General features: G+C 50.2%; 24 protein-coding genes and 2 tRNA genes. 16 read left to right on the top strand and 10 right to left on the bottom strand.

Annotated elements, in window-relative coordinates:
- Window positions 1-161 precede the first annotated feature (161 nt).
- Window positions 162-1,382 (top strand): hypothetical protein, encoded by a 1,221-nt coding sequence (locus GS398_RS11705; RefSeq protein ID WP_160906937.1) that lies wholly within the window; start codon window positions 162-164, stop codon window positions 1,380-1,382.
- Window positions 1,382-2,134: a hypothetical protein gene (locus tag GS398_RS11700; RefSeq protein WP_160906936.1), complete on the top strand. Its 753-nt coding sequence runs from the start codon at window positions 1,382-1,384 to the stop codon at window positions 2,132-2,134. Before GS398_RS11705 ends, GS398_RS11700 begins: the two co-directional genes overlap by 1 nt.
- Before the next feature lie 54 nt (window positions 2,135-2,188).
- Here GS398_RS11700 and GS398_RS11695 read toward each other — a convergent pair.
- The 3 genes from GS398_RS11695 to GS398_RS11685 form a co-directional block, all read right to left on the bottom strand.
- Window positions 2,189-2,273, bottom strand: a tRNA-Leu gene (locus GS398_RS11695).
- Window positions 2,274-2,323: 50 nt separating this feature from the next.
- Window positions 2,324-2,399, bottom strand: a tRNA-Gly gene (locus GS398_RS11690).
- 223 nt (window positions 2,400-2,622) lie between these two features.
- On the bottom strand, window positions 2,623-3,915 hold the full coding sequence (locus tag GS398_RS11685; protein ID WP_160906935.1) for a C1 family peptidase: 1,293 nt from the start codon (window positions 3,913-3,915) through the stop codon (window positions 2,623-2,625).
- A 216-nt stretch (window positions 3,916-4,131) separates the two neighbouring features.
- Between GS398_RS11685 and GS398_RS11680 the strand changes: the two genes are divergently transcribed.
- Window positions 4,132-5,391: a carboxypeptidase-like regulatory domain-containing protein gene (locus GS398_RS11680; RefSeq protein ID WP_160906934.1), complete on the top strand. Its 1,260-nt coding sequence runs from the start codon at window positions 4,132-4,134 to the stop codon at window positions 5,389-5,391.
- A 3-nt stretch (window positions 5,392-5,394) separates the two neighbouring features.
- Here GS398_RS11680 and GS398_RS11675 read toward each other — a convergent pair whose 3' ends face one another.
- Both GS398_RS11675 and GS398_RS11670 read right to left on the bottom strand, forming a co-directional pair.
- Window positions 5,395-6,117 carry a LytR/AlgR family response regulator transcription factor gene (locus tag GS398_RS11675; RefSeq protein ID WP_160906933.1) on the bottom strand — a complete coding sequence of 241 codons (723 nt, stop codon included), beginning with the start codon at window positions 6,115-6,117 and terminating at the stop codon, window positions 5,395-5,397.
- Window positions 6,110-7,159, bottom strand: coding sequence for a sensor histidine kinase (locus tag GS398_RS11670; RefSeq protein ID WP_160906932.1), 1,050 nt, complete (start codon window positions 7,157-7,159; stop codon window positions 6,110-6,112). Before GS398_RS11670 ends, GS398_RS11675 begins: the two co-directional genes overlap by 8 nt.
- A 197-nt stretch (window positions 7,160-7,356) precedes the next feature.
- Here GS398_RS11670 and GS398_RS11665 point away from each other — a divergent pair, with 197 nt between their 5' ends.
- From GS398_RS11665 to GS398_RS11650, 4 genes are all read left to right on the top strand, one after another.
- Window positions 7,357-9,741: an outer membrane beta-barrel family protein gene (locus tag GS398_RS11665; protein WP_160906931.1), complete on the top strand. Its 2,385-nt coding sequence runs from the start codon at window positions 7,357-7,359 to the stop codon at window positions 9,739-9,741.
- 76 nt (window positions 9,742-9,817) lie between these two features.
- Window positions 9,818-11,017, top strand: a complete 1,200-nt coding sequence (locus GS398_RS11660) for a hypothetical protein (RefSeq protein WP_160906930.1) — start codon at window positions 9,818-9,820, stop codon at window positions 11,015-11,017.
- A 6-nt stretch (window positions 11,018-11,023) separates the two neighbouring features.
- Window positions 11,024-12,679, top strand: coding sequence for a DUF8832 domain-containing protein (locus GS398_RS11655; RefSeq protein WP_160906929.1), 1,656 nt, complete (start codon window positions 11,024-11,026; stop codon window positions 12,677-12,679).
- Between the two features lie 106 nt (window positions 12,680-12,785).
- The gene (locus GS398_RS11650) at window positions 12,786-13,808 is read left to right on the top strand and encodes a DUF3500 domain-containing protein (protein WP_160906928.1); all 1,023 of its coding nucleotides are present in this window, start codon (window positions 12,786-12,788) and stop codon (window positions 13,806-13,808) included.
- On the opposite strand, the gene GS398_RS11645 is transcribed toward GS398_RS11650, so the two are convergent.
- Window positions 13,802-14,260 carry a regulatory protein RecX gene (locus tag GS398_RS11645; RefSeq protein WP_160906927.1) on the bottom strand — a complete coding sequence of 153 codons (459 nt, stop codon included), beginning with the start codon at window positions 14,258-14,260 and terminating at the stop codon, window positions 13,802-13,804. The two genes, GS398_RS11650 and GS398_RS11645, sit on opposite strands and share 7 nt — an antisense overlap.
- Before the next feature lie 85 nt (window positions 14,261-14,345).
- Between GS398_RS11645 and GS398_RS11640 the strand changes: the two genes are divergently transcribed.
- The 7 genes from GS398_RS11640 to GS398_RS11610 all read left to right on the top strand — a co-directional run bounded on the left by GS398_RS11640 (window position 14,346) and on the right by GS398_RS11610 (window position 21,848).
- Window positions 14,346-16,808, top strand: coding sequence for a bifunctional UDP-N-acetylmuramoyl-tripeptide:D-alanyl-D-alanine ligase/alanine racemase (locus GS398_RS11640; RefSeq protein WP_160906926.1), 2,463 nt, complete (start codon window positions 14,346-14,348; stop codon window positions 16,806-16,808).
- Window positions 16,809-16,892: 84 nt separating this feature from the next.
- Complete coding sequence (locus GS398_RS11635) at window positions 16,893-17,141, top strand: type B 50S ribosomal protein L31 (RefSeq protein WP_160906925.1); 249 nt, start codon at window positions 16,893-16,895, stop codon at window positions 17,139-17,141.
- 99 nt (window positions 17,142-17,240) lie between these two features.
- Window positions 17,241-18,416 carry a putative sugar nucleotidyl transferase gene (locus GS398_RS11630; protein WP_160906924.1) on the top strand — a complete coding sequence of 392 codons (1,176 nt, stop codon included), beginning with the start codon at window positions 17,241-17,243 and terminating at the stop codon, window positions 18,414-18,416.
- Between the two features lie 11 nt (window positions 18,417-18,427).
- Window positions 18,428-19,198, top strand: coding sequence for a triose-phosphate isomerase (gene tpiA, locus GS398_RS11625; protein ID WP_160906923.1), 771 nt, complete (start codon window positions 18,428-18,430; stop codon window positions 19,196-19,198).
- Complete coding sequence (gene prmA, locus GS398_RS11620) at window positions 19,195-20,043, top strand: 50S ribosomal protein L11 methyltransferase (RefSeq protein WP_160906922.1); 849 nt, start codon at window positions 19,195-19,197, stop codon at window positions 20,041-20,043. The genes tpiA and prmA overlap by 4 nt, the downstream gene beginning before the upstream one ends.
- Window positions 20,044-20,102: 59 nt before the next feature.
- Window positions 20,103-21,464 (top strand): UDP-N-acetylmuramate--L-alanine ligase, encoded by a 1,362-nt coding sequence (locus GS398_RS11615; protein WP_160906921.1) that lies wholly within the window; start codon window positions 20,103-20,105, stop codon window positions 21,462-21,464.
- Between the two features lie 42 nt (window positions 21,465-21,506).
- Entirely contained in the window at window positions 21,507-21,848 is a 342-nt protein-coding gene (locus GS398_RS11610; protein ID WP_160906920.1) for a helix-turn-helix domain-containing protein, read from the top strand.
- 37 nt (window positions 21,849-21,885) lie between these two features.
- Here GS398_RS11610 and GS398_RS11605 read toward each other — a convergent pair whose 3' ends face one another.
- The 3 genes from GS398_RS11605 to scpB all read right to left on the bottom strand — a co-directional run bounded on the left by GS398_RS11605 (window position 21,886) and on the right by scpB (window position 23,972).
- Entirely contained in the window at window positions 21,886-23,019 is a 1,134-nt protein-coding gene (locus GS398_RS11605; RefSeq protein WP_160906919.1) for a GNAT family N-acetyltransferase, read from the bottom strand.
- A gap of 63 nt (window positions 23,020-23,082) precedes the next feature.
- Window positions 23,083-23,295, bottom strand: coding sequence for a hypothetical protein (locus tag GS398_RS22265; RefSeq protein WP_202406053.1), 213 nt, complete (start codon window positions 23,293-23,295; stop codon window positions 23,083-23,085).
- 116 nt (window positions 23,296-23,411) lie between these two features.
- Window positions 23,412-23,972 (bottom strand): SMC-Scp complex subunit ScpB, encoded by a 561-nt coding sequence (gene scpB, locus GS398_RS11600; protein ID WP_160906918.1) that lies wholly within the window; start codon window positions 23,970-23,972, stop codon window positions 23,412-23,414.
- 163 nt (window positions 23,973-24,135) lie between these two features.
- On the opposite strand from scpB, the gene GS398_RS11595 reads away from it, so the two are divergent.
- Window positions 24,136-24,828 carry a ferritin-like domain-containing protein gene (locus GS398_RS11595; protein ID WP_160906917.1) on the top strand — a complete coding sequence of 231 codons (693 nt, stop codon included), beginning with the start codon at window positions 24,136-24,138 and terminating at the stop codon, window positions 24,826-24,828.
- 11 nt (window positions 24,829-24,839) lie between these two features.
- Window positions 24,840-25,694, top strand: a complete 855-nt coding sequence (locus GS398_RS11590; protein WP_160906916.1) for a ferritin-like domain-containing protein — start codon at window positions 24,840-24,842, stop codon at window positions 25,692-25,694.
- Window positions 25,695-25,846: 152 nt separating this feature from the next.
- On the opposite strand, the gene mqnC is transcribed toward GS398_RS11590, so the two are convergent.
- The gene (mqnC, locus tag GS398_RS11585) at window positions 25,847-26,971 is read right to left on the bottom strand and encodes a cyclic dehypoxanthinyl futalosine synthase (protein WP_160906915.1); all 1,125 of its coding nucleotides are present in this window, start codon (window positions 26,969-26,971) and stop codon (window positions 25,847-25,849) included.
- Between the last annotated feature and the right edge of the window lie 18 nt (window positions 26,972-26,989).

Below are 26,989 nucleotides of genomic sequence, written 5' to 3'. Positions count from 1 at the left end.
GCGCCGAGCGAGGCTGTTTCATACATATAAATCCTCGGATACCTGTGGTTGGATCTACAACTTGAAAAATCTAATTTCAAAAAAATAGATTTACAGGAGCGTATAATATCACTATGTCGCAATTTCTTATATATTTGATTGTCCACTTAAACCCGCAGACAATGAAAACAAAAAAAATCTTATCCTTTTTGATTGGACTATTTATAACAGGCGCTGTTATCCATTCCTGTAAGAAAGACGACACCATTTCAAAAAAAGACCATATCAGTGGAGTAAAGAACTGGTATGAACAGGCTATCGGAAAAAAAGAACAAAGCGTGTCGATTTTCAAGCCGCTAAGCGATGGAAATTCTATTTCGTCGGAAACCGCCGCTTTACCAATCATTCCCGATTGGGAGAGCGCGATCGTTTACCAATCAGGCGACAGTACGATTTCGGAAATTCCTGTCGGCAGCACAAAAACCTTTGCCGTTTCAATAAACAGCGACGGTAAAAAAGCCGATGAAAAAAAAGCCGGATCGTTTCTAAGACTGATCTTCATCGAAAGCGCAGGAACGACTTCGGCTTTTTATATGACCGTTATCGGAGATAAACAATATCTCGCCGCCAATCCCGGGTCACTGGTAAAAAACACGTTTAAAGCGAAAACGGGTAATTTCTCCGGCACCGTGTTGATTAATTCCCTTTCCGGTCAGTTGATAGGTGGCAATGGCTATAAAGACGGTGCCGCTGTAAGCACTATTCATGCGGCTTCAGTTCCCAAGAAAACGAAGGACGATAAAATGAAGCTTGTGAACCCGGATGATTGCGTCCCGTTCACAATCGATTGGTATTGGTACGAGTGCGATTATCTTCTCGGAGCATGGTATTGCGATGAAACATATATGTATTCGGAAACAGTTGATAACTGCCCCACAGGCGGCGGCGGAAGTGAGGCGCCACCAAAAACTTGTTTGGAACTTGCAGAAGAGGCATTTGACGGGATGGGTTGGACGGTAGCCAATAGCGAATCCGAAGCGGCTAATCCAAATTATAGTGAGGCTGTAGACAACATATACCCCATGATTTACGTGTGGTATCCGGCACATGCCAGCGCCGTTGCGGCGAACAAAATTAAAAGTGTGGAGCTAGCCACAGTAAAAGTGATCACCAGCACCAATCATCAGTATCAGACATTTACGCATCAGTCATTGACGTATGTCGGAGCAGGCCCGCTAAGCTATGAAACCGCATCAATCACCGCAGCGCCGTATATCTATCCCGGTCATAAACAGGTATCAATGGCGATTGCCGCGGTAATGACTTCTTATTGTGACTGTTCGCCAAAGGTTCCGGTTAAAAATATCGATATTAACACGATAAAATCCTGGACACTGCCATAATGATGTTTCGAAAAATCTCTTTGCTATTGTTATCCGGGTTGGTTTTATACAGTATCGTGTCATGCGATGCGCATTACATGGCACAAAAAACTTCACAGGCTTTTGTGCTGATAAATCATTTTCATTGGGTCGATACGATCACAAATAAAGTAATGATCGATGACGACAGCCTTGAAGTGATGCCTGTCGGCGATCTGATATTCTTTAAGCGGTTTTATGAAGAAATCTTTGAGAATTTGCAATTCGATCCGGCGACCAACACGGAAAAAACGCTAAGCTTCAAGAGTACCAGGAATGCGAAGTATGTCGTGCAATCCGGTCGAAACGCCACAGGCATAATTTTTAACAGCTATGCGGATAGTCTCGGTAAATCGGCGCGGATCGACTCCATCCTTATGCTATATGGCTTTAAAGGGGCGCAGTTTTTCGATTTGACCCAAAAACTGTTCAAAACGGAAAACGATCAGACGGGTAAGGTAAAAGAAACTTATCTGCCTGACAAAACCGTTAGCAGTAAATACCCGGATACCATGATTTATACCTACGATAAGCGATTAAATCATATAGCTTACTCTCTTGCGCCCGGCAGGGATAGCACCCTTACCGGAAAGCTCGTTGACGTTAAGATGATATTTAATAGGAAAAAAGGTGTCCCCAGGCGAATTTTCGAATTCGAATTGAAACCTTCCGCCGGACTTGGCAAAGATGAAATAGAAACCATACAAAGAAAGTTCCGATCGCGCCGCCAGTGATTACAAAACAAAAAAACCGCCTCATAATTGACTTATGAGACGGCTTCTTTTTTGTACTCGGAGCGGGAATCGAACCCGCACGCCTGTTGAGGGCACAGGATTTTAAGTCCTGCGTGTCTACCAGTTCCACCATCCGAGCAACTGTTTTTAAACTTTAAATCCCTTCTTTTTCAGGGAAGGGATCTATTATGGAGCGAAAGACGAGGTTCGAACTCGCGACCTCAACCTTGGCAAGGTTGCGCTCTACCAACTGAGCTACTTTCGCATGTATGTTTTGTGGTCTTCGAAACTTGCTTTCTCTAACCTCCCAGCCCGTTCTTTCGTGTTGGGAGTGCAAATATAGAGAGATTTACAACGCTGTCAAGAAGTTTTTTAAAAAAATGGCTTAGCGCCTGAATTTGAAATGAATAGACATTGTAAGACGGGTGCCTTGTAAGCGGGGCCGCCTGCACGTGCAAACGGCCCCGCTCGCTCATAGGCGGTCTTTCCTAATTAGGAAGAGTGTAAAATGGTAAGCCATTATATGTCCATCCGGGGAAGGGGCTGGCGGCGTTAATATTCGTAGAATAAAAATGATCTCCCGAGCCATGCCAGAACTCGTAAACGGGTACCGTTCCGGGTGCATTGTAGGAGTAGGCATAAAATACGATCCCGTCGTATACGTAATAAGGTCCGAATCCAGGATACCGGTTAGTGGTATATACATGATCCGCGTTTGAATTATTAAGGAACTGGTAAACCGGGACGGTGCCTGTGAGGTTTTTGGCATATGCTTTAAAAGGCTGCGCATTGTGATTCCATCCTGCGTGTAAAGATGGCAGACCGTAATTTAAGCTAAGCGCGTGGTTGCCCAGGGATGAGTTGTAGAACTCGAATACCTCCTGCGGCGATCCGCTGTCGGGACTAGCTACAAATAGCTGTGTGCCCATCGCACCATTAAAGAGAACGCCGTAATCAAGCCACATACAGCCCGGGTAAGTGGCATCTCCACCAAACGTACCCCATGAGTTCTGTATCAGCACCGCATTTTTGGCATCGTCATACCCCACGATACAAACGGCATGCGCGCCGCGGTAATTACCGCTGACGGAGGAGAATGTAGTGCCGAAAAAAAACGCATCGTCGAAGCTATCAAATACATTAAAGCCCATTTCTACCGGGAGGTGCAGGCTTAGCGCTGTTTTGATCTGCGTGAGGTTAGAAATGGTGCCATACCGGTAAAGCACCTTATTGGTTGCAGCATCGGCATTAACCGTAGAGGAGGGGGCCACGCAGGGCGACCCAAGCGAAGGGTCGAGGCTTTCGGCCGGAACGCCGCTGTTGGTGGCGATGGTCATTCCATTCACAATGGTCATACCATCCTGGTCGCTGCAATTTCCAACCGCAGAGTGATCTTTTTGATAGATGTACCATCCGCTGCGTGGATTTACCACATTTACCGTTGGAAATTCATTGTTCAAAGTACCCATCAGCGCATAACCGATGGACCATGACACGCAAGTTCCCGTAAAACCCTGGTCGCCGGCAGCGGGATGATTCAATATCACACTGCCGGGTAACACAGATACGCGGTCTGCCGAATACCCTAACTTGCTCAGCGTCTTCCTGATCTCGTTAAAGTCTGCCGGCTGAATTTTTTGGTAAGCTTTGTTGTCGAGAATGGCCCCTAATCCATGCTTGGGTTTTGCCTCGTCTGAAGCTCCAGGTTGGTTTTTTTTACAGGAACCGATGGTTAAAACCAGTAAGAAAGCCCATAGGACTGCCAGGTAATGTTTTTTCATAAATTTTTGATTATAGATTTTCTATTTTTAGACTTATACTGTTTCAGAATAAAAATGTTGCAAGGTATGCAGATAAAAGTCGACGGGTAAATCGCCTACGGCGGATAAAAGTCGTCGAATAACGATAGGTGGTCTCTTTATTATGCTGCGTGGTATACTTTAGGCCTGGCATAAGTTACTATTGCGCATCTTGAGCCGGTAAATATCTTGCAAATCATGAGCATAAAATTTCGGGCCTTTCTTTTGTTATCGCTTCTTACCCTCGCCGGCCTTGCTTCCGCCCAAAAAAACACCATTGTGATCAGCGGCAACGTCAGCGCTGCGGAGGACCGGCAGCCGGTGCCTCATGCCAATATCAGCATCAACGGCAAAGGGATTGCTACAGCCACGAATACGGCGGGCAGGTTTGCGCTCATTATCCCGGAAGAAAACCTCGGCGACACCTTAAAAGTATCATGCATTGGGTTTATGACCAGGTATTTTCCTGTTTCCGGGCTGTCTGACAAGCAGGCGTTAATTATATCGCTTACAAAAAACGTAACGGCACTTAAAGAAGTGAACGTGATCTATTACGATGCGCAAAAGATCCTTCAAAAGGCTATTGCCCGTATTCCGGGGAACTATATCAGTCATCCCCATATCCTCCGCGGCTTTTACAGGATGTATACTCATAGGGATTCTTTGCCGCTGCAGCTGTCTGAAGCGGTGTTCGATGTGTATAACTTTGGTTATGGCGACCAGCATGCCGACCAATTCAAGCTGCTAAAAGCACGCAGCGAAACGAATTCCCGCGATTTCGATATGCTGAAATTAGGGCAGAAGCCTAACTCCGTGTTCGAGGACGACATCATCAACCACCGTGCGGCCAGCGGCTTTTTAAGCGATAAGGGGATACCCAATCACCAGTTTCACGTAACCGACGTGGTCGACTTCCAGGGCTACCAGGCTTACGAGATGGAGTTTAAAGAAAAGCCCGGATCAGAAGGCGCTACATTTCGGGGCAAAATGTACATCGACACCAGGACCTTCGCCTTTATTTATTTCGATTTCGGCCTGAGCCCTTCGGCGATAAGCGACTGGCGGTCGTCGAATTTTATTGCGCATGCGCTGGTAAGTGCAGGTGATGTAACCATCGGGCTTAAACAGGATAGTACCGGGGTTCTTTACCAGCAGGTGGGCAAAAACTGGGTACTCTCTCATGTGCAGGGAGACCACCTGCTGGCACTTAACACCTCCGACGGGAAGGCCGTTCTCGCCGCACACGTAAAATTTAATTACCAGGTAACGGCCGTGGATACGGTGGCGAAATCGTCCTTCAATACCAAACTGGGTCGCGGAGAGAACATCAACGACTATAAAGGAAACGACGATCCGAAATTCTGGAAGGATTATAACATTTTGTTGTCGGATTATGATGCGGAGGGTACGTTTAAAAAGATCCAGGAGATCAATAAGGGCTTATCAAAGCCCAAATAAAAGCTACCTGTAAATATACCCGTCGAGCCTTCCCTTAAACGTATCGCTCACCGGCAGCAGTTGCTCCCCGATGGAAACGCGGCTTCGTTCCACAAAATTGATCTTGTCCAGCGCAACGATATATGATTTGTGGATCCGCATAAACCGGTTTCCCGGCAATCTTTCTTCGAGGTTTTTCAGGCTCTCCAGCGTTAGCACCTGCCCTTCGCGGGTGTGGATCACCACATAATCCCGCGCGCCTTCCAGGAACAGGATGTCGTCGAACTCGACTTTCAGCATGCGGTACTCTGTTTTAACGAAAATGTTGTTCGGGACGCTGGCGTGTTGTGCAGGATGCCCGGTGATTGGTTGGATCAGGGGAAAACGCCCGGTCGCTTTTTCCACGGCGATAATGAACCGGTCGAAAGTGATCGGTTTCACCAGGTAGTCTACCACATGATGCTCATAGCCCTCCAGCGCATATTCGCTATAAGCGGTGGTAACGATCACCAGGCTCCGTTGGCCGAGGATTTTCATGAACTGCAGGCCATTGAGCTCGGGCATCTGGATGTCGAGGAAAATGAGATCGGCTTCGCCGGAAATAGCCAGCGGCAAGGCTTCCATTGGGTCGGAAGTGGCCTTGTACAGGTTCAATTGCGGGATCTTCCTGATGTAGTCACTCAGCAGCGATAGTGCAAGCGGCTCGTCATCTACCACCATACAATTAAGTACCCCTGGCTTACTCATGCAATTGAATGTTCAGTTGGACGGAAAATAACAGGTCCTGGTCGTCGATCGTTAGCTGGCGACGTTCTCCATAGATCAAAGTTAAGCGTTTTCGCACATTATCGAGGCCAATCCCGCCTGTTTCATCTTTCTGGTGCCGACCTTTTTTATTGATTACCTCAAAAAATAAGCGACCCTCGTTTACCGCTATGCTGATCGTGAGCGGGAACGACGCATCCTTCAGGTCGCCATGCTTAAAAGCGTTTTCCACGAAGGGGATCAGCGTAAGCGGGGCGATCTTGAGCGGGAGATCTGCGGGAATGCCGGTCGTTACCGCCAGGGCGGGCTCGAAATTGTAGCGCATCAGCTGCAGGTCGATGTAGTTACGCAGAAATTGCACTTCCTTTTGAAGCGGCACCAGCTCGGCCTTTTCATAGAGCATGTAACGGAGTAATTCAGAGAGCGTGCTGATGGAGGGCAGGGCGTTGGGCGAGCCCTGGTAAACCAGGGTATACACGTTATTCAGGCTGTTGAAAAGGAAATGCGGGTTGATCTGCGAACGCAGGAATGAAAGCTCCGCATTGCGGTTCTGCAGCACCAGTTCCTGTTGACGGCGTTGGTTATAGCTGCTTAGTTGCAGGAAGAAGAACACGATGCCAAACATGCTGTAATAGATAGCGAAGTAAATATTGTCCATGAAATACCGGGCAGGTACGCGCATATGCTCACCGTAATTGTGGTAGCCGAACAAGGAGTAGAACAACGTTTCCTGGATGAGGTAGCGTCCGCAGATCATCACGGGAATGGTAACCAGCAGGTAACCTGTTATGGCCGCCACCTTTAGTCTCCGGCGGTAATAGAGCACAAAGAATAACCCGTAGCTGAGGAGGTTATCCAACAGGAAAGGGAGAAAATTAGAAACCTCCACCGCCAGTCCGCGCCAGCTCTTAAGGAATCGGTAAATGTCGTTCCCCGCGAGGTAATTCCCGATCTGCCAGTTCATGTCTGTGAACAGGTAAAACAGCAAAAAACAAAGCGATAACAATAATAAGCGGGGCTTCATGGCCTAAAGCTAAAAGAACCGCCGGAGGTTTACGGCCAGAATCGTACTCCCCCAGGATTTTATCTGCAAAATGCGGCTATTTGTCTGCGATAGGGTTACAGACAAAAACAGGCAGGTTGCCGTAGAAAAATGCCCGAACAAAGAATCCGTGCTTTAGCCGTTGGAGCCGCAAATATATTTGATGATAATCTTATCACATGACCAGGTTTTTGCTGACTATTTTCTTTCTCGTGCCGTTATTACAAACTTTCGCACAAACCCCAAAAACGTTTCGTGGAACTGTGCTCGACACAGCCGGCGGACCAATTGCCGGGGCCACGATCACGCTCTACGGCGCCGATTTCAAACCCACCGGCAACGTCGCTACGGGAGCCGATGGCACATTCCGCATTCAGGTTCCCGCAGGGGCCTCGTATGGCTATATCACCCATACCGGTTACTTTCCTTTCCGGATCAACAGCCTGGCGAAAGATTCGGTGCTGATCTACCTGAGGCCGGAAACCCGTCAGCTCGCCGAAGTGAACATCCGGTCGGAAAAGCCTTTCATTGAACAGCAGTTCGATCGTATGGTGGTGAACGTGGATGGCGATCCCAAGACCGGGATGAATGTGCTCGACGTGCTGAAGAAGGTCCCCGGCCTGGTGATTCCCAATGAGAACAGCGTCGTTTTCGAAAATAAAAGCGTCAGTATTTTAATCGATGGTAAGCTTACCCGTCTTTCGGGCCGCGAACTGGTGACCTTGCTGGCCAGTACGCCCTCCTCCGGCGTGAGCCAGATCGAAATAATGCCTACTCCCTCCGCGAAATATGATGCACAAGGCGACGGCGGTCTGATCAATATCAAAACGATTAAGCGGGTGAAGCCGGGCTACGACGCCAATGTTAGTCTCACCGGCGGACATGGCTGGAAGTATTTGTCCAACAACAGCGCCTACGCCGGGTTGAACTACCGGTGGGGCAAAAACTATGGGTACGGCAGCTACGGCTACGGTTTTGGCAAACAATCCCAGGAGATCCAAACCACCACTTACCTGGAAGGTGCGGGGCAGCGGTTGCTCGATTCGCTCCGTTATAAAACCCCGTACCGCAATCAGAATGTACGGTTAGGCTGGGACCACTACCTGGATAAAAACGAGGTGTTCGGTGCGCTGCTTACCGCCTACCGCGGACATTATGACCCACAAACCGTTTCTCAGACAGGCATTTACCGCTTAAAAGATTTCCGGCCCGACTCGGTGCGTTATGCCGATAACGCGACTTTCAGGACCACGCAGGGTGTTAACCTTAACCTGAATTACAAAACCCTGCTCGATTCGGTAAAGAAAAAGGAACTTAGCATGGACGCCGATGCAGGGCTTTTTCATTACCAAAACGATAACCGCATCGGTCTCCAGCTAAAAAGCAACGGGGGAAGCGCCCTTTCGCCGGTTCAGCAGCTTTCGCAAAATGGGGAAACGCTCACAAAAATTTACAGCTACAAAGCAGATTACCTGCAGAAATTTAAAAAAGGGACTCTTGAAACCGGCATTAAAGGAAGTTACGTAACTATCGAAAATGATTTCCTGGCCGAAAGCGGCATTGCGGGGAGCGTGTTGAGCGATAATGGCAGCAATGACTTCCGCTACCGCGAAACGGTGCTCGCGGGGTACGTCACCTCCAAACAAACATTCGGGAAGCTTACGCTCCAGGGAGGATTGCGGGCCGAACAAACCTTTACGCAGGGAAACTCGCTAACGCTCGACAGCGTGGTGGACCGCCATTACCTGAACCTTTTCCCAAACCTCATTGGCGGTTATAATTTCGGGAGCGGCTCGCTGAATGCTTCCTACGCCCGCAGGATCGGGCGGCCTTCCTACGGTTACCTCAACCCGTTCCGCATAGTAAGGGGCGCTTACTCGGTTTTCAGGGGCAACCCTTACCTTCAGCCCTCCTTTACCAGTAATTACCGGCTGAGCTATACTGCCAAAAGTAACTTCAGCTTTACGGCAGCGTATAGCCGGTCAGAAAACGTGATCGCCGACCTGAGCCTGGTAGACGAGCAAAGTAAGGTGACCACCGCCTTAAAAGCCAATTTAAACGACAATATCAACGGCAGTATGCAGGTTAGCTATTCCGGGAAACTGTTCGGCTGGCTAGCGGCAAGCTATACCGCCGGCATGGCCCGCAACAGTTATCATTTCGATTACCTGCAGTCGCCGGTAACGGTGAGGCAGCTTACCGGGTATACCTACCTGGATAACCAGGTGGAGCTGCCCGCGGACTGGTGGCTCGATGTATATATCTACGCCCAGTCGCGGGTAACCTACGGCAACGAGGTAAACCTGCCGCTTACCACCACACAGCTAAGCGGCGGTAAGAAAGTGCTAAAAGGAAAAGGCAGTTTCTCGTTCAGCATCAACGACATTTTTTTTACAGGTGTACAGCGAAGCCGCGCCAATTACGGGAACGTAAACAACGAAACCCGGAGCCGTTACGACAGCCGGAATGTGCGTCTCAGCCTGAGCTATAATTTTGGCAGCGCCAAAGTGGATGTACGGAAGCGAAATTCAGGTTCGGCGGAGGAGCAGCGGAGGAGTTTGTAAAAAGGCCACGAAACTTTATGTAATCTCATTACGCCGCCGGTTAAAAATCAATATCTTTAGCTCGTAACCCTATTTTATGAGCGCTATTACCTTATCACCCTCCGGTCTTTCGGTGGCGCAGGACCGGCCTGCCGCAGCCGCTGCGAAAGTTCCCCTGTACATTTATGCCACGGTATTTTCGTCGCTGAGCATCATTATCGGGCTGATCTGGGATATTTCCTGGCACATGAGCATTGGTCGCGACGGGCTCTTTTCCCCCCCGCACCTGGCCATTTATCTTGGAGCGGTAGTAGCGGGTACGTTTTCCGGGTACCATGTGCTGCGGGTTACATTTGCGGGCAGTGCGGCAGAACGGAGCCAAAGCGTTAAGTTCTGGGGGATGTTTTACGGCTCGCTGGGCGCGCTTTTCGCGATATGGGGCGCTTTTACCATGATCACTTCCGCACCATTCGACGATTGGTGGCACAATACTTTCGGTCTCGATGTGCAGATCCTGTCGCCACCGCACACCGTATTGCTGCTGGGAATGGTTACTGTACAGTTCGGGGCCATAGTGAGCGTGCTCGCGCTTGGGAACCGGCTGGATGCCGGCGCCAGCAATGCCACGCGTACGGTGCTTCGCTGGAGCTTTGCTCTTTCTTCCGGGTTCATGCTTATCATGCTGTTCACCATCGCGTCCGAATATCTTACCCGTCATGATATGCACAGTACGGTTTTCTACCAGGTAAGCGGCGGGCTTTTCCCGCTCTTTATGGTGGCGGTGTCGGTTTCTTCATTTTCGCGTTGGGGCGCTACCGCGATGGCGGCCGTTTATACCGTCATCATGGCTTTAATGGTATGGGTACTTCCGTTATTCCATGCCGAGCCTTTACTGGGGCCGGTACTTAACCGGGTCGAATCTTTTCAAAGCTTCCATTTTCCGCTGCTGCTTATTGTTCCGGCTTTTGGCATCGACCTCGCGCTTCAGCGCCTGGGCGGGAAGAATATTTTTATCCGGGCGCTGGCGACGGGCGTAATTTTCACCGCCTTGTTATTCGCGGCGCAGTGGCCGTTCGGTAACCTGCTGATGTCGGGCAGCCCCAATCGTTTCCTGGGCACGGATTCTTGGTATTTTGGCTCTTCGCCGGATTATGCGTACCGGTACCTGTTTTACCCGGGCAACGTGGCTTCGGGCGTTTACCTGGTAAAAGGAATGGCTATCGCATTGGTGGCAGCCATCATCTCCTCCTTTGTTGGATTAAGCTGGGGAAGCTGGATGAAATCTGTAAAACGTTAAACGGCGATGAGAAACCTGTTTATTTTCCTGTTTGTTGTTGCCTGTTCGTTCAGCGGTTTCGCCCATGTTGGCAGTCCCGGGGTTACCTACGAGGGCAAGGCGGGCCCGTATAAAGTGTTGGTTAGTATTGCGCCGCCGGATGTGATCCCCGGAACCGCGCAAGTAAGTGTATTCCTGGAGGGCGCTACCAAAGATGTGCGCATCACGGCCATGCCCGTATATTTTATGAGCGGGAAGGAGGGGACGCCTAAGTCTGACGAAGCGAAAGCCACCGATCAGCCCGGGCGGTATGATGTAAGGCTCTGGTTTATGAGTGCCGGCGCATCGAGTGTGTCGGTTAAGGTCGACGGGCCGGCGGGTAAAGGCGAAGTGCTGATCCCCGTAATGGCCGTTTCTACTGCGGTAAGGACCATGCCGCCCGGCCTTGGCTGGGGATTGCTGGCCATGGCGGTCTTCCTGGTGATATTGATGGTGACCATTATCGGCTCGAGCGTAAGCGACGGGCAGCTGATGCCAGGTATCTCTACCGATAGTAAAAGGGCAACCCGCAGGATCATCGGTTCGGCAGGCTCTCTCGTAGTGCTGGCCCTGATCCTTTGGGGCGGGAAAACCTGGTGGAACGGCCTTGCCGCCGATTACCGCGATTATCTTTACCAGCCGTTCCAGGCCACCACCATCGCCGACGTAGACAATCATATACTCACGCTCAGGATCGATTCCATGCTCCTGCATAAAATGAGAACCACGGGCCGCTTCGTTACCACCCGGAAGTTAAACTACCTCGTACCTGATCATGGCAAACTGATGCACCTGTTCCTGGTAAAGGCAGGCGAGCTGGATGCCTTTGCGCACCTGCATCCGAAAAGGGTCGATTCGGTGACCTTCGAGTCGGCCTTGCCGGAACTTCCTGCAGGTAAGTACTGGCTGTATGCCGATATCACGCGGTTGAGCGTTTTTGCCGAAACAATTGTTGATACCGTTGAAATTCCCGGTATGCGCATGCGCAATGCCGCTTATTCGCCGGTTAGCAGCGCTCCCGACCGGGATGATACGTGGTTTGTTACCAATGGCATTTCTGCCGCTTCAAGGAACTTGCGCAATGCGGATGTGGCGATCTGCGGGAGCCCCGGGGTAAGTGTTCCCCTGGCCGATGGGTCCGCCGCTACCTGGATGCGCAAGTCCGGAGAGCGTCTCCAGGCGGGCAAACTTACCGACCTGCGCTTTGCCTTTACCGGTCCCGAAGGAAAGCCAGCCTTACTCGACCCTTACCTGGGGATGATGGCTCATGCGGTGATCCTGAAGGATGATGGCACCGTCTATATCCACCTGCATCCAAACGGCAATTACTCGATGGGCTCACAACGTGCCATCCTCGATCGCATTGCGTTTCATAAACCGATCTCGGAATACCTGCCCAGGCCGAGGGTGTTTGCAGACAGTATCGACCATTTTGTACGGAAGCTCGATGAAATGGACGATAATACCCGCAACGCGCTGCTGACGCTGGGCATGGATCACACCGCAAGTGCCGGAGGGCATACCGCACATGAGGTTAGCTTTCCATACGCATTTCCGAAAGCAGGCAAATACAGGGTGTGGGTGCAGGTAAAGCGTAACGGGAAGATACTGAACAGCGCGTTTGATGCGGAGGTGAAAGATTAAAGTGACAGTGCTTCGGCAAGCTCAGCGTGACAGCGCTTCGGCAAGCTCAGCGTGACAGTAAAGATGTGGGAGAATATTTATAGCTTTAAGCACCAATTAATCCCTAATGAAACCAAGGTTAATCCTGCTCGCCCTATGCCTGTCCACTTCACAGTTGCTGCATGCGCAAACCGATAAAGCGTTCAACCTCGCCACGAAATTTGTTTCCGGCTTAACAGAGGACCAAAAAGCGAAGGCGCTTTATGCATTCGAAAGCGACGAACGCTACAACTGGCATTTCGTTCCCCTGCAAAACCGCATCGGTGTTAAGTTTAACGAATTAAGCCAGGCGCAGCGCGACCTCGCGCTCGAGCTGCTGCGGGCCTATATCGGCGATAAAACGTACCAGAAAACGCTCGACATCATGAAGATGGAGCTGTTGCTGCACGAGCTCGAAAAGCGCGAACCGGGTAGCTGGAACCGCGACCCGGGCCGGTATTCGCTCACCTTTTTTGGTACGCCCGCTCCTGGTCATGCCTGGGGCTGGCGGTTTGAGGGCCACCATGTGTCGTTCAGCTTTTCGAGCATCAATAACAAAGTGATCGCCTCAACGCCCTCGTTCATGGGCGCTAACCCGTCGATCGTTCTTGCAGGCCCCGAAAAGGGAAAACAGATCTTTAAGGACGAAGCACAACTCGGTTTCGCTTTGCTGCATAAGTTTTCGCCCGAACAGGCGGCAAAAGCGGTTTACACTACCACGGCGCCGGGCGACATCATTACGATGACAAACAGGACGGCGCTGATCACACCCTCCGCCGGGATTCCCTATGCCGAACTTAACAAGGAACAGAAAGCGTTATTTATGCAGCTGATGAGCCTGTATATCAATCGCTTTTCGCCGCGGTTCGCGGATGACATGATGCACGAAATAGAAATGGCCGGTGTGGATAAACTGCTTTTCGCATGGGCAGGCGCCACCGTAGAGGAACTGGGAAAAGGACATTATTACCGCATCCAGGGGCCGACCGTATTAATTGAGTATGACAATACGCAAAATGAAGCGAACCATGTGCATACCGTGGTGCGCGACCTGAAACATGATTACGGCGGCGATGAGCTGCTGGCGCATTATAAGAAGTTTCATTATTGAAGGTCCAGCTCCTCTATGGCAGAGACGATCAGGTCTGATTCAAACCCCTTGCCGTACGCAAACTGCATAAGCTGGTAACGACGCTTAAGCGGGCTTTGCTCTTTAATCGAGAACGATTTTTTTTCGAGCAGCGTTTTGAGCGTTTTTTCATATTCCCGGGCATCCAGGCCGTTTAGCGCCTTCGCGATAAGCTTGTCGGGAACTTTCCTTAGCTTTAACCCCTGTTTGATCTTTGTCTTTCCCCAGCGCTTGATGCGGAATTTGCCGCTGGCATACGCATTGGCAAACCGCTCCTCGTTTAAGAAATTGCCTTCTATGAGGGCTGAGATCGTCGCTTCCACTTCCGAAGGAAAAACACCCCATTCATACAGCTTATCACGGACTTCCTGCTGCGCACGTTCCCGGTAAACGCAGTAGTTTTCGATGCGGGTGAGTAGTTTCGGATCAGGCATGTCGTTTGGCGTTGGCAGAAGCGGTGAATTCTATTCCCTGTTTCCCATTCCTTATTCTGGTAAAAATAATGGAAATTAGCACCACATGAACCATAAAATCTATCCTGTTACGGAAGTGGGTAAAGTGACCGGGGCGTTTACGCATTTTTCTGATCCGGGAGCGGGGATCAGGACACTCAGTACCGACAGCCGTAAGCTTGCGGATATGGACCACGCCGTGTTTTTTGCGCTGGCAGGGCGCCGCGACGGGCACCAGTTCATCCCGGAGGTGTACCAGGCAGGTGTGCGGAATTTTATCGTTTCTGCGTATGATCGCGACCTCGACCGGTATCCCGGCGCAAACTTCCTTGTGGTACCTGATACGCTGAAGGCGCTGCAGGCACTTGCGGCACATCACCGCAGCCAGTTTTCATTCCCGGTGATCGCCATAACGGGAAGCAACGGCAAAACAGTCGTAAAAGAGTGGCTGTACCAGTTGCTCGCGCCCGAATATCATGTTATCCGGAGCCCTAAGAGCTATAACTCGCAAATCGGCGTTCCCTTGTCCGTTTGGGAAATGAATGAGAGCCATACCCTCGCCATCTTTGAAACGGGGATCTCCCGCACGGGTGAAATGGAAGCGCTAAGAGAGGTGATCCAGCCGACTATCGGCATCCTTACCAATATCGGTGAAGCGCACCAGTCGGGCTTTTCTTCCCGGGAGGAAAAGATTGCAGAGAAACTGCGGCTGTTTAAACAGACCGGTTTGTTTATTTACGCCCCGTTTTACCTGGAAAATTATATCGGGGAAATTCCCGGTGAACGCCGTTTTACCTGGAGCCGCCACGGTCATGCAGACCTGGAGGTGGTCGACGACGAGATCCTGGAAGATAAATATCAATTCCTCCGCGGACGTTTCGGAGCGGAAGAAGTGCAGTGCCTGGTACCGTTCATGGACGCGGCTTCGGTAGAGAACGTGATCTGCTGCTGGGCAACCTTGCTGGCGCTTGGCTACGATCCGGAAGTGGCCGACGATCGCCTGGAAAAGCTGCAGCCCGTAAGAATGAGGCTGGAACTAAAGAACGGTATCAATAATTGTTCGGTTATCGACGACTCGTATAGCCTCGATACTTCGTCGCTGGCTATCGCGCTCGATTTTTTAAAGCAGCAAAATCAACATCCCAAGCGTACACTGATACTTTCTGATCTGCCCGGCACGGGGCCGCAGGATGACTTGTACGAACAAGTGGCGTCGCTGCTCGGGAATAAGTTCGTGGACCGGCTGATCGGGGTGGGGCCGGTGATCGGAACGCACCACGACAAGTTTAAGATGCAGGCACAGTTTTTTGACTCCACAGAAGAGTTGCTCGATAACCTCGGCAACCTGAAGCTGGTAAGCGAAACTATCCTGCTCAAGGGGGCGCGCATTTTCGGGTTCGAGCGCATCAGCAAAGCGCTTACACAGAAAGTGCATGAAACCATCCTGGAGATCAATCTCAATGCCCTTGAGTTTAACCTGAACTTTTACCGTTCGCAGCTGCGGCCGGGAGTTGGAATAATGGCCGTGGTCAAAGCGTTCTCGTACGGCAGCGGCAGCTTCGAGATCGCCAACCTGCTGCAGTTCAATAAGGTAGACTACCTGGCGGTTGCGTTTGCAGATGAGGGCGTCGCATTGCGGAAGGCGGGGATCACCCTGCCCATCATGGTGATGAGCGCCGATGCGGGCTCGCTCGATACGCTGATAGCGCACGGGCTGGAACCGGAGGTGTACAGTTCCCGGATCCTTGAAGAGTTAATTACCGTGCTTAGCCAGAAGAAAACAGAGAAATACCCGGTGCACATTAAACTGGATACGGGAATGCACCGGCTCGGCTTTATGCCCGCGGAGGTTGGCGGGATGCTTGAATTATTGAGGAATGCACCTTCAGTAAAGGTTAAATCGGCTTTTTCTCACCTCGTTTCAAGCGAAGATGCGGCAGACGATGCATTTACCAGCCACCAGGCCGCGTTATTCAGTGAGCTTACGGCTACGATGGAGGAAACGCTGGGCTATTCCTTCCTGCGGCACCTGTCTAACACATCGGGCGTTACCCGGCATCCTTCGGCACAGTTCGATATGGTTCGCTTAGGCATCGGTTTATATGGCATCGATACGGCTTTTAAAACGCGCTCGCCGCTGCAGACCGCTGTGGTGCTTAAAACCAGTATTTCGCAGGTAAAAATACTTGAGCCGGGCGAAACGGTGGGCTACAACAGGAGGGGAGTGCTGCCGCACGGCGGAAAGATCGCTACGGTAAAGATCGGCTATGCGGATGGGTATGATCGCCGCCTCGGTAACGGTGCAGGTAAAATGAGTATAAACGGCTACCTGGTGCCTACCATAGGCAATATCTGCATGGACATGTGCATGCTCGATGTTACTGGTACCAATGCCCGCGAAGGGGATGAAGTGATCGTATTTGACGAAGAGATCAGGATAGAGGAAATGGCCAGGCAACTGGGCACGATCCCGTATGAGATCCTGACAGGCGTTTCGCAACGGGTAAAACGGGTGTATTTTTACGAGTAGGAATGGGGGAAAAAAGATTCCGTCACGTTTTGTACTTTCAAACAAGATCGTTATCTTTGCACCTCTTAAAACGAATAGAATATCATGAAGGCGGACTTACATCCTAAAAACTATAGACCAGTTGTGTTTAAAGACATGTCTAATGACTATGCCTTTTTAACCCGGTCATGCATTGATTCAAAGGAAACGATCCAGTGGGAAGACGGAAATGAGTATCCTTTAATAAAGCTTGAGATTTCTCACATGTCGCACCCTTTTTATACCGGCAAAATGAAACTCGTAGATACCGCAGGACGTATCGATAAGTTCCGTACCCGTTATGCAAAGAAATAATTCTGCGATTAAAAAAATATCCCTGGTCCCGGTTCAATAACCGGGACTTTTTTATTTTTGCCGGGTAAGGCTCCCTGGCGGGGCTTTAAGAAAGAATGCATGAAGATCACCTTATTTGATGATTCAAGCCGGCAAACCCTGCTTCCGCTAACCTTTACGCGTCCGGTGGCAGGTATACGCATCGGTATCCTCACAATTGCCGGGAAATGGCAAAAATGGCTAGGCGCCGAAGTGGCTTTCCATACCGAAGATTATTTGCAGGAGCTCTTCCCGCCGCATACCGATCGTTCCTCATTGTTTATAAATGGGTCCGTTTGCCCTGATGAGCCGTTGCTGAACGCCATTTCGGCGTTGAATACCGGTGATGCGCTGATGGCCGGGGACCTGCTGATCGCGGTAGCCACCGGAAATGCGGATTTTGAGGGAACGGCTGCCAGCGACTTCAAACCGGTTCCTTACACAGGAAGTTTTACACGGCTGGTTTACCCGGAAGACATCTTTAAGAATAACGATACCGAGCTCAGGAAAGATTTCGCGCTGCTTACCACAGGCAGGAGCTCCGCAAGCCTGAGCGCTACCAATACGATCATTGGCGACCATTTATTCGCAGAGGAAGGCGCGGAGGCCGAATGTGCGACCTTTAACACGTTGAAGGGCCCGGTTTACCTGGGCCGGAACAGTGCTGTATGGGAAGGCAGCAACATTAAAGGGTCGTTTGCCCTGTGCGATAACTCGCAGGTAAAAATGGGTACAAAAATTTACCCGATGACCACCATCGGTCCTTACTGCCGCGTGGGAGGCGAGATCAACAATGCGGTCATTTTCGCTCATTCCTCTAAAGGGCATGAAGGCTACCTGGGTAATTCCGTGCTCGGGGAATGGTGCAACATCGGCGCCGACAGCAATAACTCGAACTTAAAAAATAACTATGCGGAGGTGCGGCTTTGGGATTATTCCAGGGATGATTACCGTAAAACAGGACTGCAGTTTTGCGGGTTGATCATGGGCGATCATACCAAATGCGGGATCAACACCATGTTTAATACCGGCACCGTGGCGGGCGTTTGCGCGAACGTTTTCGGCGCGGGCTTCCCGAAGAACTTTATCCCCGATTTTTCATGGGGCGGCTCAGCAGGGATAGAGACATATCGCCTCGAAAAGCTCTTCGATACCGTGGAACGGGTGTTCGAACGCCGCGACATAAAGCTCGATGCTGCTACCAGGCGCATGCTGACCGCCATATTTGAAAAAACAGAAAAATATAGAAGTTTTTAACAGGAAATATCATGAGAAAAAAAATTGTAGCTGGTAACTGGAAAATGAACCTGGACCATACCGCGGCGCAAAGCCTCTTTTCAGAGATCGTGAACATGGTGAACGACGAGGTGCTGGGCCAGCAGGAAGTGGTGGTTTGCCCGCCCTCAGTTCACCTGTATACGCTGGCACAGCTTGCCGGTAAAGATGCAAAGGTGGCGATTGGTGCGCAGAATTGCCACCAGGCTGCTTCAGGAGCCTTTACAGGCGAAATATCTGCTTCGATGGTGAAATCGACCGGTGCAAGCCATGTGATCCTCGGTCACTCGGAACGCCGCCAGTATTTCGGCGAAACCGACGAACTGCTGGTACTAAAGGTGAATACCGTATTGGAAGCCGGTCTGACCCCTATTTTCTGTATTGGCGAAACACTTGAGGAAAGAAATTCCGGGAATCATTTCGACGTGATCAGCGGTCAGCTGAAAAATGGCCTGTTCCACCTTCCTGCCGGATCATTCGGCAAAGTTGTGCTCGCCTATGAGCCGGTATGGGCCATCGGCACCGGGTTAACGGCGAGCCCGGAGCAGGCGCAGGAGATACATGCATTTATCCGTCAGCAATTGGCTGATCAATACGATGCGACGTTCGCCGGATGCGTTTCCATTCTGTATGGCGGAAGCTGCAACGCGAAAAACGCACCTGAATTGTTCGCTCAACCCGATATAGACGGTGGCCTGATCGGCGGTGCATCCCTTAAATCAAGGGACTTTACAGATATCGCAAAGGTTTTTAATCATCAATGAATTACAGGGAAGTAGTTTTTAAGGTCGGTAAAGGAGAGGCGTTTCACCGCGACCTGCTGATCGCGGCACTTGCCGATGCAGGTTTTGATACGTTTGAAGAAAACACGGAAGGCTTTAATGCCTACATACCCGACGGAAATTTTAGCCAGGAAGCGCTGGAGTCCCTGGCGGCCTCTTTCCTGACCCGGGAATTTGAATTTTCGTTTGAAACGAATTTTATCGCGCATAAGAACTGGAATGAAGTATGGGAAAGCAACTTCGAACCGCTTCTTATCCGCGATGCGTGTTATGTGCGCGCCACATTCCACGAACCGCACCCGGAATACCCGCACGAGATCGTGATCGACCCGAAGATGGCCTTTGGCACCGGGCACCACGCCACCACTACTCTCATGATCAGCTATATGCTGGATGAGGATTTTACCGGTAAATCGGTACTGGATATGGGATGCGGCACAGGGATCCTGGCGATCCTGGCAGCCCGCTCCGGCGCCGAAAAGATCCTGGCGATCGATTATGATCCCCTGAGCTATGACAGCACCGTCGAAAATTCGGTGTTGAACGGCGTGCCCCGGATCGAAGCGCGCTGCGGCTCGAAAGAAGCGATCCCCGACACCGAATTCGACGTCATCCTGGCCAACATCAACCGCAACATCCTGCTGGACCAGATCGGCCGTTATGCTGAGGTGATGACCCCTGGCGCGGTTCTTTATCTCAGCGGGTTTTACGAAGAGACTGACCTCCCGATGCTTATCCAACAGGCAGGAAGCGTGTCGTTAACCTATATCGGCCATCGTAAATCAGGCGAGTGGGTAGCCGCGAAATTTATGCGGCAGCTCGTGTAATTCCTTTTTTACTGAAAAAATTTTTACTTCTTAAAAATATTTTTTACGTTAGCGTTTCAATGTACACACATTTTATTGCAATTGGCGGAAGTGCGATGCATAATCTTGCTATAGCTTTAGTCAAAAAAGGAGTAGAAGTAACCGGGTCTGACGACGTGATATTCGAACCCTCGCGATCGAGGCTGGAGCGCTATGGATTGCTTCCCGCGACCATGGGATGGGATACAAATAATATTACAGCCGACCTGGATGCCGTGATCCTCGGTATGCATGCGCGTCCGGATAATCCTGAACTGCTAAAGGCCAGGGAGCTCGGTTTGCGGATCTATTCGTACCCCGAATATGTATACGAGCAGGCCAAAGAGAAACTGCGCGTGGTGATCGGCGGCAGCCATGGTAAGACCACCATTACGTCGATGATCCTGCATGTGCTGAAAGCGAACAACAAGGATATCGATTACCTGGTAGGTGCGCAACTGGAAGGCTTCGAAACGATGGTGAGGATCACAAGAGATGCGCCGGTGATGGTGATCGAGGGCGACGAATACCTGGCATCGCCGATAGACCGCAGACCTAAATTTCACCTGTACCGGGCTGATATAGGGGTTATAAGCGGGATTGCCTGGGATCATATCAATGTGTTCCCGACATTTGAGAACTATGCAGATCAGTTCAGGCAATTCCTGGATACCATTACACCGGGAGGTACCATCATCTATTGCAGCGAAGATCCGTTGTTGAACGAAATGGTGAAACATTATGACATTCAACTGGAAAAAATTCCATACCAAACACCGGCATATGTCGTTAAAGACGGAGTTACCGGATTGGTAGAGAATGGTGAGCGGGTTCCTTTGAAAGTATTCGGGCGACATAACCTGTTAAACCTGACCGCCGCCCGTCTCGTGTGCGGGAAATTGGGCGTGAGCGACCGCGAATTTAATGCCGCCATCAGCACTTTCACCGGTGCTGCGAAGCGGCTGGAAGTGATCGGCAGGGGTGCCGGTACCATGGTTTATAAAGATTTCGCACATTCTCCTTCCAAGCTTACGGCAACCACCAGTGCGGTAAAAGAACAATATCCCGACCGCGAATTAATTGCCGTGATCGAACTGCATACTTTTAGCAGCTTAAACCGCGATTTTCTTAAGGAATACGAGGGAAGTATGAAACTTGCCAATGAAGCAATAGTTTTTATAGATAAGCACACTTTCGAGCAAAAAAAGATGCAGGAATTTAGTGAAAGTGAGGTTAAGGCTGCCTTTGGCGACAATAAGTTAAAATTTTTCAATAACACTGAAACTTTGGAAAGGTTTTTGAGTTCCCTTAATTATAAGGGTAAAAATTTGCTTCTGATGAGCTCTGGCAACTTTGGCGGTATGAACTTGCAGGAATTAGCGGAAACAGCAGTTAACAGTTAAACAGTAACAAACACACACACAGGATAATTAATTAAGAAGTAAATGAAAACGTTAGGAAAAAAGATCAGGTTGTTAAGGCACCAAAAGGGTTGGAGCCAGGAAGACGTAGCAAAAAGACTGGATATTTCGATCCCTGCTTTTTCAAAGATAGAAACCGGAATTACAGATATTAACTTATCGCGGCTGGAGCAGATCGCTACCTTGTTTGAGATGAGCGTAGTGCAATTGCTCACGTTTAACGATTCGGAGCAGCAGGAAAAATATGTCTCCGAGCTGGAAATACTCACCAAAAAGCTGCAGGAGAGAGAAGCCGAAGTGATCGGTCTTCAGAAAAAGATCATCGACCTGTTCGAGGAGATCAGGAGAACAAAAATTTCTGTGTAAAATGCCGGGTCGGGTATCAGCTGATTTAACTGGTACCTTACGCCTGGTCCTCTTTAAATAACTTACGCATCGTGAGGTGTTTCTTTCCGGGAACCGCCCCTGTTGCTTCATGGATCGCCAGCATCTTGCTGTTAAAATCGCCTACCCACGAAAGTTCCAGCTCTTCGTATCTGTTAAGCGGAAGCACGTATTCTTTTAATTTGATAAACATGGCCGATTCGAGCCCATGTTTCTGGTATGCCTGCTTGGTGCCCATCACAATTGCACGCATCCGGTTTACGCCGCGGTAGCGGTAATACAGGAACTTTAGCTTTCCGATAAGGCCCAGTTTTCCATTTAGCGGTTTTATGATCTGGTTGGCATCCGGCATAATTACCACGAAACTGGCGGGCTCGCCATTGATATAGGCAAACCAGATCAGTTTCTCGTCCATGATCGGTTTCATTTTTTCGAAACTTTCCAGGATGGTTTGCCTGGTGATGGGAACAAAATTCTTGAAGTCCTTCCAGGCATCGTTGTAGATCTCCATAAAGTCTGTGGCGAATTTACCGAACTGCTTTACTTCGAGGTGCCTGAACTCGTAACCGGGCTTTTTAGCCACCCACTCTGCGATTTTTGTGAACCGTTCGGGGAACGGCTTCTTAACTGCCAGGTGGTTGGTGATCTGCTCGTAAAGCGTTTGGAAACCGTACGCATTAAACAACCGGTGGTAATAGGGCGGGTGGTAATTCATCCCGAAAGAGGGGTGTGTGAATCCTTCTACGAGGAGACCCCAAAAGGTATCGTTCTCGCCGAAGTTTATGGGGCCGTCCATGGCCTGCATCCCGTTTCCGGTAAGCCAGTTGCGCGCGGTATCAAACAGCATTACCGATGCCGGTACGCTGTCGATACATTCGAAGAAACCGATCCCGCCGGTCGGTTGTTCATTCGCGTAAGCTTTTAGCTCGTCGATAAACGCGGCGATGCGGCCGATGAGGTTCCCCGATGCATCTTTAAGGATCCAGCGGGTTATTTTGCCATGTTTATGGAAATTATTTCTCGCGGGATCGAATACGCTTTCGACCATCTCATCGAGCGGACACACCCAAACCGGGTCGTTCCGGTAAATGGTCCTTGCTGCATCCAGGAAATCTTTTTTGTCTTGTCGGGAAATAACTTCGCTTATCACCATCCGCGCTAAAATAAAAAAGCATCCGTAGAAATCCGGATGCTGCGCCAATTTTATCTGTAATGATTAATAATCGTCGTCGTCATCGTAGCTGTTCAGCTCGTCAAAACCATCAATCTCGTCCAGCGGCATGCCGTCGAAATCATCGTCGTCGTCGTCACCCGTGAACCGGCTGTTCATCATTTTATCCTCGGCTGGTTTACCGGCTGTGTTCTTAATCTCTTTGCCAGGAGTTTTATTAATGCCTGCCTTCTTATCGGTTTTCTTTGGAGTCTTCATCGAATTAAATTGTGATAAAACGAATGGTTGTTACTTCCTGTACTTTAAAATTAATAAGATTTTTACTTCTACCAAATTTACAAGAAATCATAGTTTCTGAAATAGCAGAAAATAATTTATTCGGCATGTTCGCCGATTTCATTTTGTTCGCCTGAGATGTCTTTCATCTCAGGAAGTTCGGCCATCGAGTTGATCCCGAAATAATCCATGAACAGCGAACTGGTGCTGTATAAGATGGGTTTTCCTACGGTTTCGGCTTTGCCGGAGATGCTGATAAGCTCTTTATCGAGCAATTTTTGTACCGAGTAATCGCAGTTTACACCCCTGATCTGCTCGATCTCCAGCTTGGTGATCGGCTGCCGGTAAGCGATGATGGCCAGCGTTTCGAGCGCCGCCTGCGAGAGTTTTTTCCGGGAACGCTGTACCTGCAGCTGGTTAATCACGGGGTAAAATTCCCTGGCGGTAAGAAACTGGTAGCCGCCGTTCAGCTCGGCAAGCCGGATAGCGAATTGACCGTCGCTGTATTTTTCCCGGATCGTGTGAATGGCCGATAAAATCGCTTCGTAGTCCGGCGCAGGCTCGATGAGCGTTTGCATAACTTCCCTGATATCGGCAATTCCCACACTTTGCTCGGAGGCGAAGATCAACGCTTCAGTATATAAAACCAGCTTGTCCAAGTATGTATGTTTTGAGGGCAATTATAAGGAAATGAACTTTTGCTACACAATTGTCAGGAAAAAATCATGTTGCGAAAACTGGTCCTGGTTTTTCATCGTAAGTTCATTTAACCGATATGAAAATTCTTACTCAATAATTATACATCACTTTAACAATTAACCTATGGAAAAATTAACTTATGCTGAAGAGAAGAAAGAGAAAGCCTTTCTATCCGCCAGTCTCCAACGCCGTTCGTTCCTGAAATATGCAGGCGCAGGAGCAGCATCGATCGCTTTGCTGGCTGCGGGTTGCGATAAGGACGACGAAATAAACGGGGTATATTTCGGTACGGGGGATATCGCCATCCTTAACTATGCATATGCGCTGGAGCAACTGGAAGCCGCATTTTACACCCAGGTGGTGGCTACACAGTACGCCTCGATCACAGCGATGGAAACGTCTTACCTGACCGATATCCGCGACCATGAGATTGCCCACCGCGAGTTTTTTAAGGCGGCGCTTGGGGTTAATGCGATCGCCGCATTGGAGGTGAACTTCTCGTCGATCAATTTTAACAGCCGTGATAGCGTGCTCGCTACCGCGAAGGCCTTTGAAGACCTCGGTGTTTCTGCCTATAACGGCGCCGGGTTCCTGATCCAGAATCCCGAATACCTGACGCTTGCGGGCAAAATCGTTTCTGTGGAAGCCCGGCATGCTGCGCTCATCCGCGACCTGATCAGCAACGGCACGTTCGTTGGTACCGATGTGTTGGACGGTTACGCGATGGAGAAATCACGCAGTCCTTCGGAAGTATTGGCGATCGCAGGCGCGTACATCAAGACAGCAATTAACGTAGAAGGACTTCCAACCTATTAAAAACAGCAAACATGAACTTATTAAACATTATAAAAGAAATTGAGACCGTTGATCCCGAATTTAATGAGCGCATTAGTCCGCGCCGTGCCGCGATCAAGAATATTACCAGCTTCGGCTCAAAAATTGCCATAGCGGCATTACCTATGGCATTTGCGACTCTTTTCAAGAAAGCATACGGACAGCAGTCGACTGCCGACGTAAACGCGGTACTGAATTTTGCGCTTACGCTGGAATATCTCGAGTCGGAGTTTTATGCGGCGGGCACCAATTCAACGCGCAGCGCATTGTTTACCACGCAGGGACAGAGTACTGCCGCGGCAAGTGCATTGCTGCGTATCGCCGGGGATGAAAACGCGCATGTGGCGTTCCTGAAGTCTGTATTGGGCACTGCCGCCATCGCCAAGCCTGCCTTTGATTTTACAGCAAAGGGCACTTTCCCAACGGTATTTACCAACTATGACACGTTCCTGGCCGTCGCCCAGGCATTTGAAGATACCGGCGTACGTGCCTACAAAGGACAAGCTCCTTCGCTGGTGGGAAATAAAGTAGTGCTCACTGCGGCATTAAACCTTCATTCCGTGGAAGCACGTCACGCTTCTCATTTGCGGCAGATGCGCAGGGGAAGAGCCACTTCAATCGCCGCCTCGGCTATGAAGCCTTGGATCACAGGAACCAATGATACCGGCATCGGTACTTCGGTCGACGCGATCTATGCGGGTGAAAATAACGTGTCGCAGAGCGGTGTTACTATTACTTCCATTATGGGAGTGGGCGGCAACATCTCTACCAACGCGGCTACAGAAGCCTTCGACGAACCGCTCACCAAAGCAGCTGTTCTCGCAATAGTTACTCCGTTCCTGGCTTAACGGTCGTTCGGGGAACTATAAAAGAAAGAGGCGGGAGAAATCCTGCCTCTTTCTTTTATATATGGAATGTTATACGTTCGGCGCTGTACACCCGGGTGCATACGTCCGCAATGTGTTTTAAGCGGGGGACAGGAACGTCTAAATGCCGTACCTTAATAATTAATTACCTGTTCCTCAATTTCCGCCGGGATGTCGCGGAACCGGTAGCGCTGATCGCGCAGTTGTGGTTCGAACCCTGCTTCGATGATCGCTTCCTGGATCCCTTTGGCAGTGAACCGGTGAGGTGCACCCGCAGCCGAAACCACGTTCTCCTCGATCATAATAGAGCCGAAGTCGTTGGCGCCGCCGTGCAGGCATAGCTGGGCTACCTGTTTTCCCACGGTGAGCCACGAAGCCTGGATATTCCTGATGTTGGGAAGCATGATGCGGCTGAGTGCGATCATGCGGATATATTCATCGCCGCTTACGTTGTTGGTAATGCCGCGTACTTTCCGGAGCAGCGTACCGTCGTCCTGGAACGGCCACGGGATAAATGCGGTAAAGCCCATGGCGTGTTCGGGCTTTTCGGCCTGTACCTGCCTGATCCATACCAGGTGTTCGAAGCGTTCCCCGACGGTTTCCACGTGCCCGAACATCATGGTTGCCGATGACGGAAGATCCAGTTTATGTGCGGCGCGCATCACGTCGAGCCACTCCTGGCCGCCGCATTTACCTTTAGAGATCAACCTGCGCACCCGGTCATTCAGGATCTCGGCCCCGGCGCCGGGAAGCGAGTCAAGCCCGGCTTCCTTCAACGCCTTCAATACGTCGTAATGCGACATGCCTTCGAGCTTTGAAACGTGCGCAATCTCCGGCGGGCCGAGCGAGTGTAATTTCAGGTTAGGATATAATGATTTTAATTCCCGGAAAAGGTCCGAGTAGAACTGAAGCCCCAGGTCGGGGTGATGCCCGCCCTGTAGCAGCAGCTGGTCTCCGCCATAGCGGAAAGTTTCTTCAATTTTTTGTTTATAGGTTTCGATCCCGGTAATGTAACTGTCGGCATGCCCGGGACGGCGAAAGAAATTACAAAACTTGCAGTTGGCAATACAAACGTTCGTGGTGTTTACATTGCGGTCGATCTGCCAGGTTACCTTGCCATGCGGTACTTGTTTTTTCCGGAGTTCGTTGGCCACATGCATCAATTCGGCGGTGCCGGCATGTTTAAAAAGAAAAACGCCTTCTTCTTCCGAAAGAAAATCGAACGCCGCAGCGCGGTTAAGGAGCTCCGAAACAATCATAAAGCAAAGATAGCGAGT

Source organism: Hufsiella ginkgonis (genome assembly GCF_009834915.1).
Classification (GTDB): Bacteria; Bacteroidota; Bacteroidia; order Sphingobacteriales; family Sphingobacteriaceae; genus Hufsiella; species Hufsiella ginkgonis.
The sequence above is the reverse complement of the archived record's forward strand: the minus strand, read 5'-3'. Positions and strand labels throughout refer to the sequence as shown.

Bases quoted from the DNA above. Each gene is read 5' to 3' on its own strand.
- GS398_RS11680 (WP_160906934.1), top strand. From the start codon at position 4,132: ATGAGCATAAAATTTCGGGCCTTTCTTTTGTTATCGCTTCTTACCCTC.
- GS398_RS11700 (WP_160906936.1), top strand. From the start codon at position 1,382: ATGATGTTTCGAAAAATCTCTTTGCTATTGTTATCCGGGTTGGTTTTA.
- GS398_RS11650 (WP_160906928.1), top strand. From the start codon at position 12,786: ATGAAACCAAGGTTAATCCTGCTCGCCCTATGCCTGTCCACTTCACAG.
- GS398_RS11665 (WP_160906931.1), top strand. From the start codon at position 7,357: ATGACCAGGTTTTTGCTGACTATTTTCTTTCTCGTGCCGTTATTACAA.
- GS398_RS11685 (WP_160906935.1), bottom strand. From the start codon at position 3,915: ATGAAAAAACATTACCTGGCAGTCCTATGGGCTTTCTTACTGGTTTTA.
- tpiA (WP_160906923.1), top strand. From the start codon at position 18,428: ATGAGAAAAAAAATTGTAGCTGGTAACTGGAAAATGAACCTGGACCAT.
- GS398_RS11670 (WP_160906932.1), bottom strand. From the start codon at position 7,159: ATGAAGCCCCGCTTATTATTGTTATCGCTTTGTTTTTTGCTGTTTTAC.
- GS398_RS11635 (WP_160906925.1), top strand. From the start codon at position 16,893: ATGAAGGCGGACTTACATCCTAAAAACTATAGACCAGTTGTGTTTAAA.
- GS398_RS11675 (WP_160906933.1), bottom strand. From the start codon at position 6,117: ATGAGTAAGCCAGGGGTACTTAATTGTATGGTGGTAGATGACGAGCCG.
- GS398_RS11630 (WP_160906924.1), top strand. From the start codon at position 17,241: ATGAAGATCACCTTATTTGATGATTCAAGCCGGCAAACCCTGCTTCCG.
- GS398_RS11615 (WP_160906921.1), top strand. From the start codon at position 20,103: ATGTACACACATTTTATTGCAATTGGCGGAAGTGCGATGCATAATCTT.
- mqnC (WP_160906915.1), bottom strand. From the start codon at position 26,971: ATGATTGTTTCGGAGCTCCTTAACCGCGCTGCGGCGTTCGATTTTCTT.
- GS398_RS11595 (WP_160906917.1), top strand. From the start codon at position 24,136: ATGGAAAAATTAACTTATGCTGAAGAGAAGAAAGAGAAAGCCTTTCTA.
- prmA (WP_160906922.1), top strand. From the start codon at position 19,195: ATGAATTACAGGGAAGTAGTTTTTAAGGTCGGTAAAGGAGAGGCGTTT.
- GS398_RS11660 (WP_160906930.1), top strand. From the start codon at position 9,818: ATGAGCGCTATTACCTTATCACCCTCCGGTCTTTCGGTGGCGCAGGAC.
- GS398_RS11640 (WP_160906926.1), top strand. From the start codon at position 14,346: ATGAACCATAAAATCTATCCTGTTACGGAAGTGGGTAAAGTGACCGGG.
- GS398_RS11605 (WP_160906919.1), bottom strand. From the start codon at position 23,019: ATGGTGATAAGCGAAGTTATTTCCCGACAAGACAAAAAAGATTTCCTG.
- GS398_RS11610 (WP_160906920.1), top strand. From the start codon at position 21,507: ATGAAAACGTTAGGAAAAAAGATCAGGTTGTTAAGGCACCAAAAGGGT.
- GS398_RS11705 (WP_160906937.1), top strand. From the start codon at position 162: ATGAAAACAAAAAAAATCTTATCCTTTTTGATTGGACTATTTATAACA.
- GS398_RS11645 (WP_160906927.1), bottom strand. From the start codon at position 14,260: ATGCCTGATCCGAAACTACTCACCCGCATCGAAAACTACTGCGTTTAC.
- GS398_RS11590 (WP_160906916.1), top strand. From the start codon at position 24,840: ATGAACTTATTAAACATTATAAAAGAAATTGAGACCGTTGATCCCGAA.
- GS398_RS22265 (WP_202406053.1), bottom strand. From the start codon at position 23,295: ATGAAGACTCCAAAGAAAACCGATAAGAAGGCAGGCATTAATAAAACT.
- GS398_RS11655 (WP_160906929.1), top strand. From the start codon at position 11,024: ATGAGAAACCTGTTTATTTTCCTGTTTGTTGTTGCCTGTTCGTTCAGC.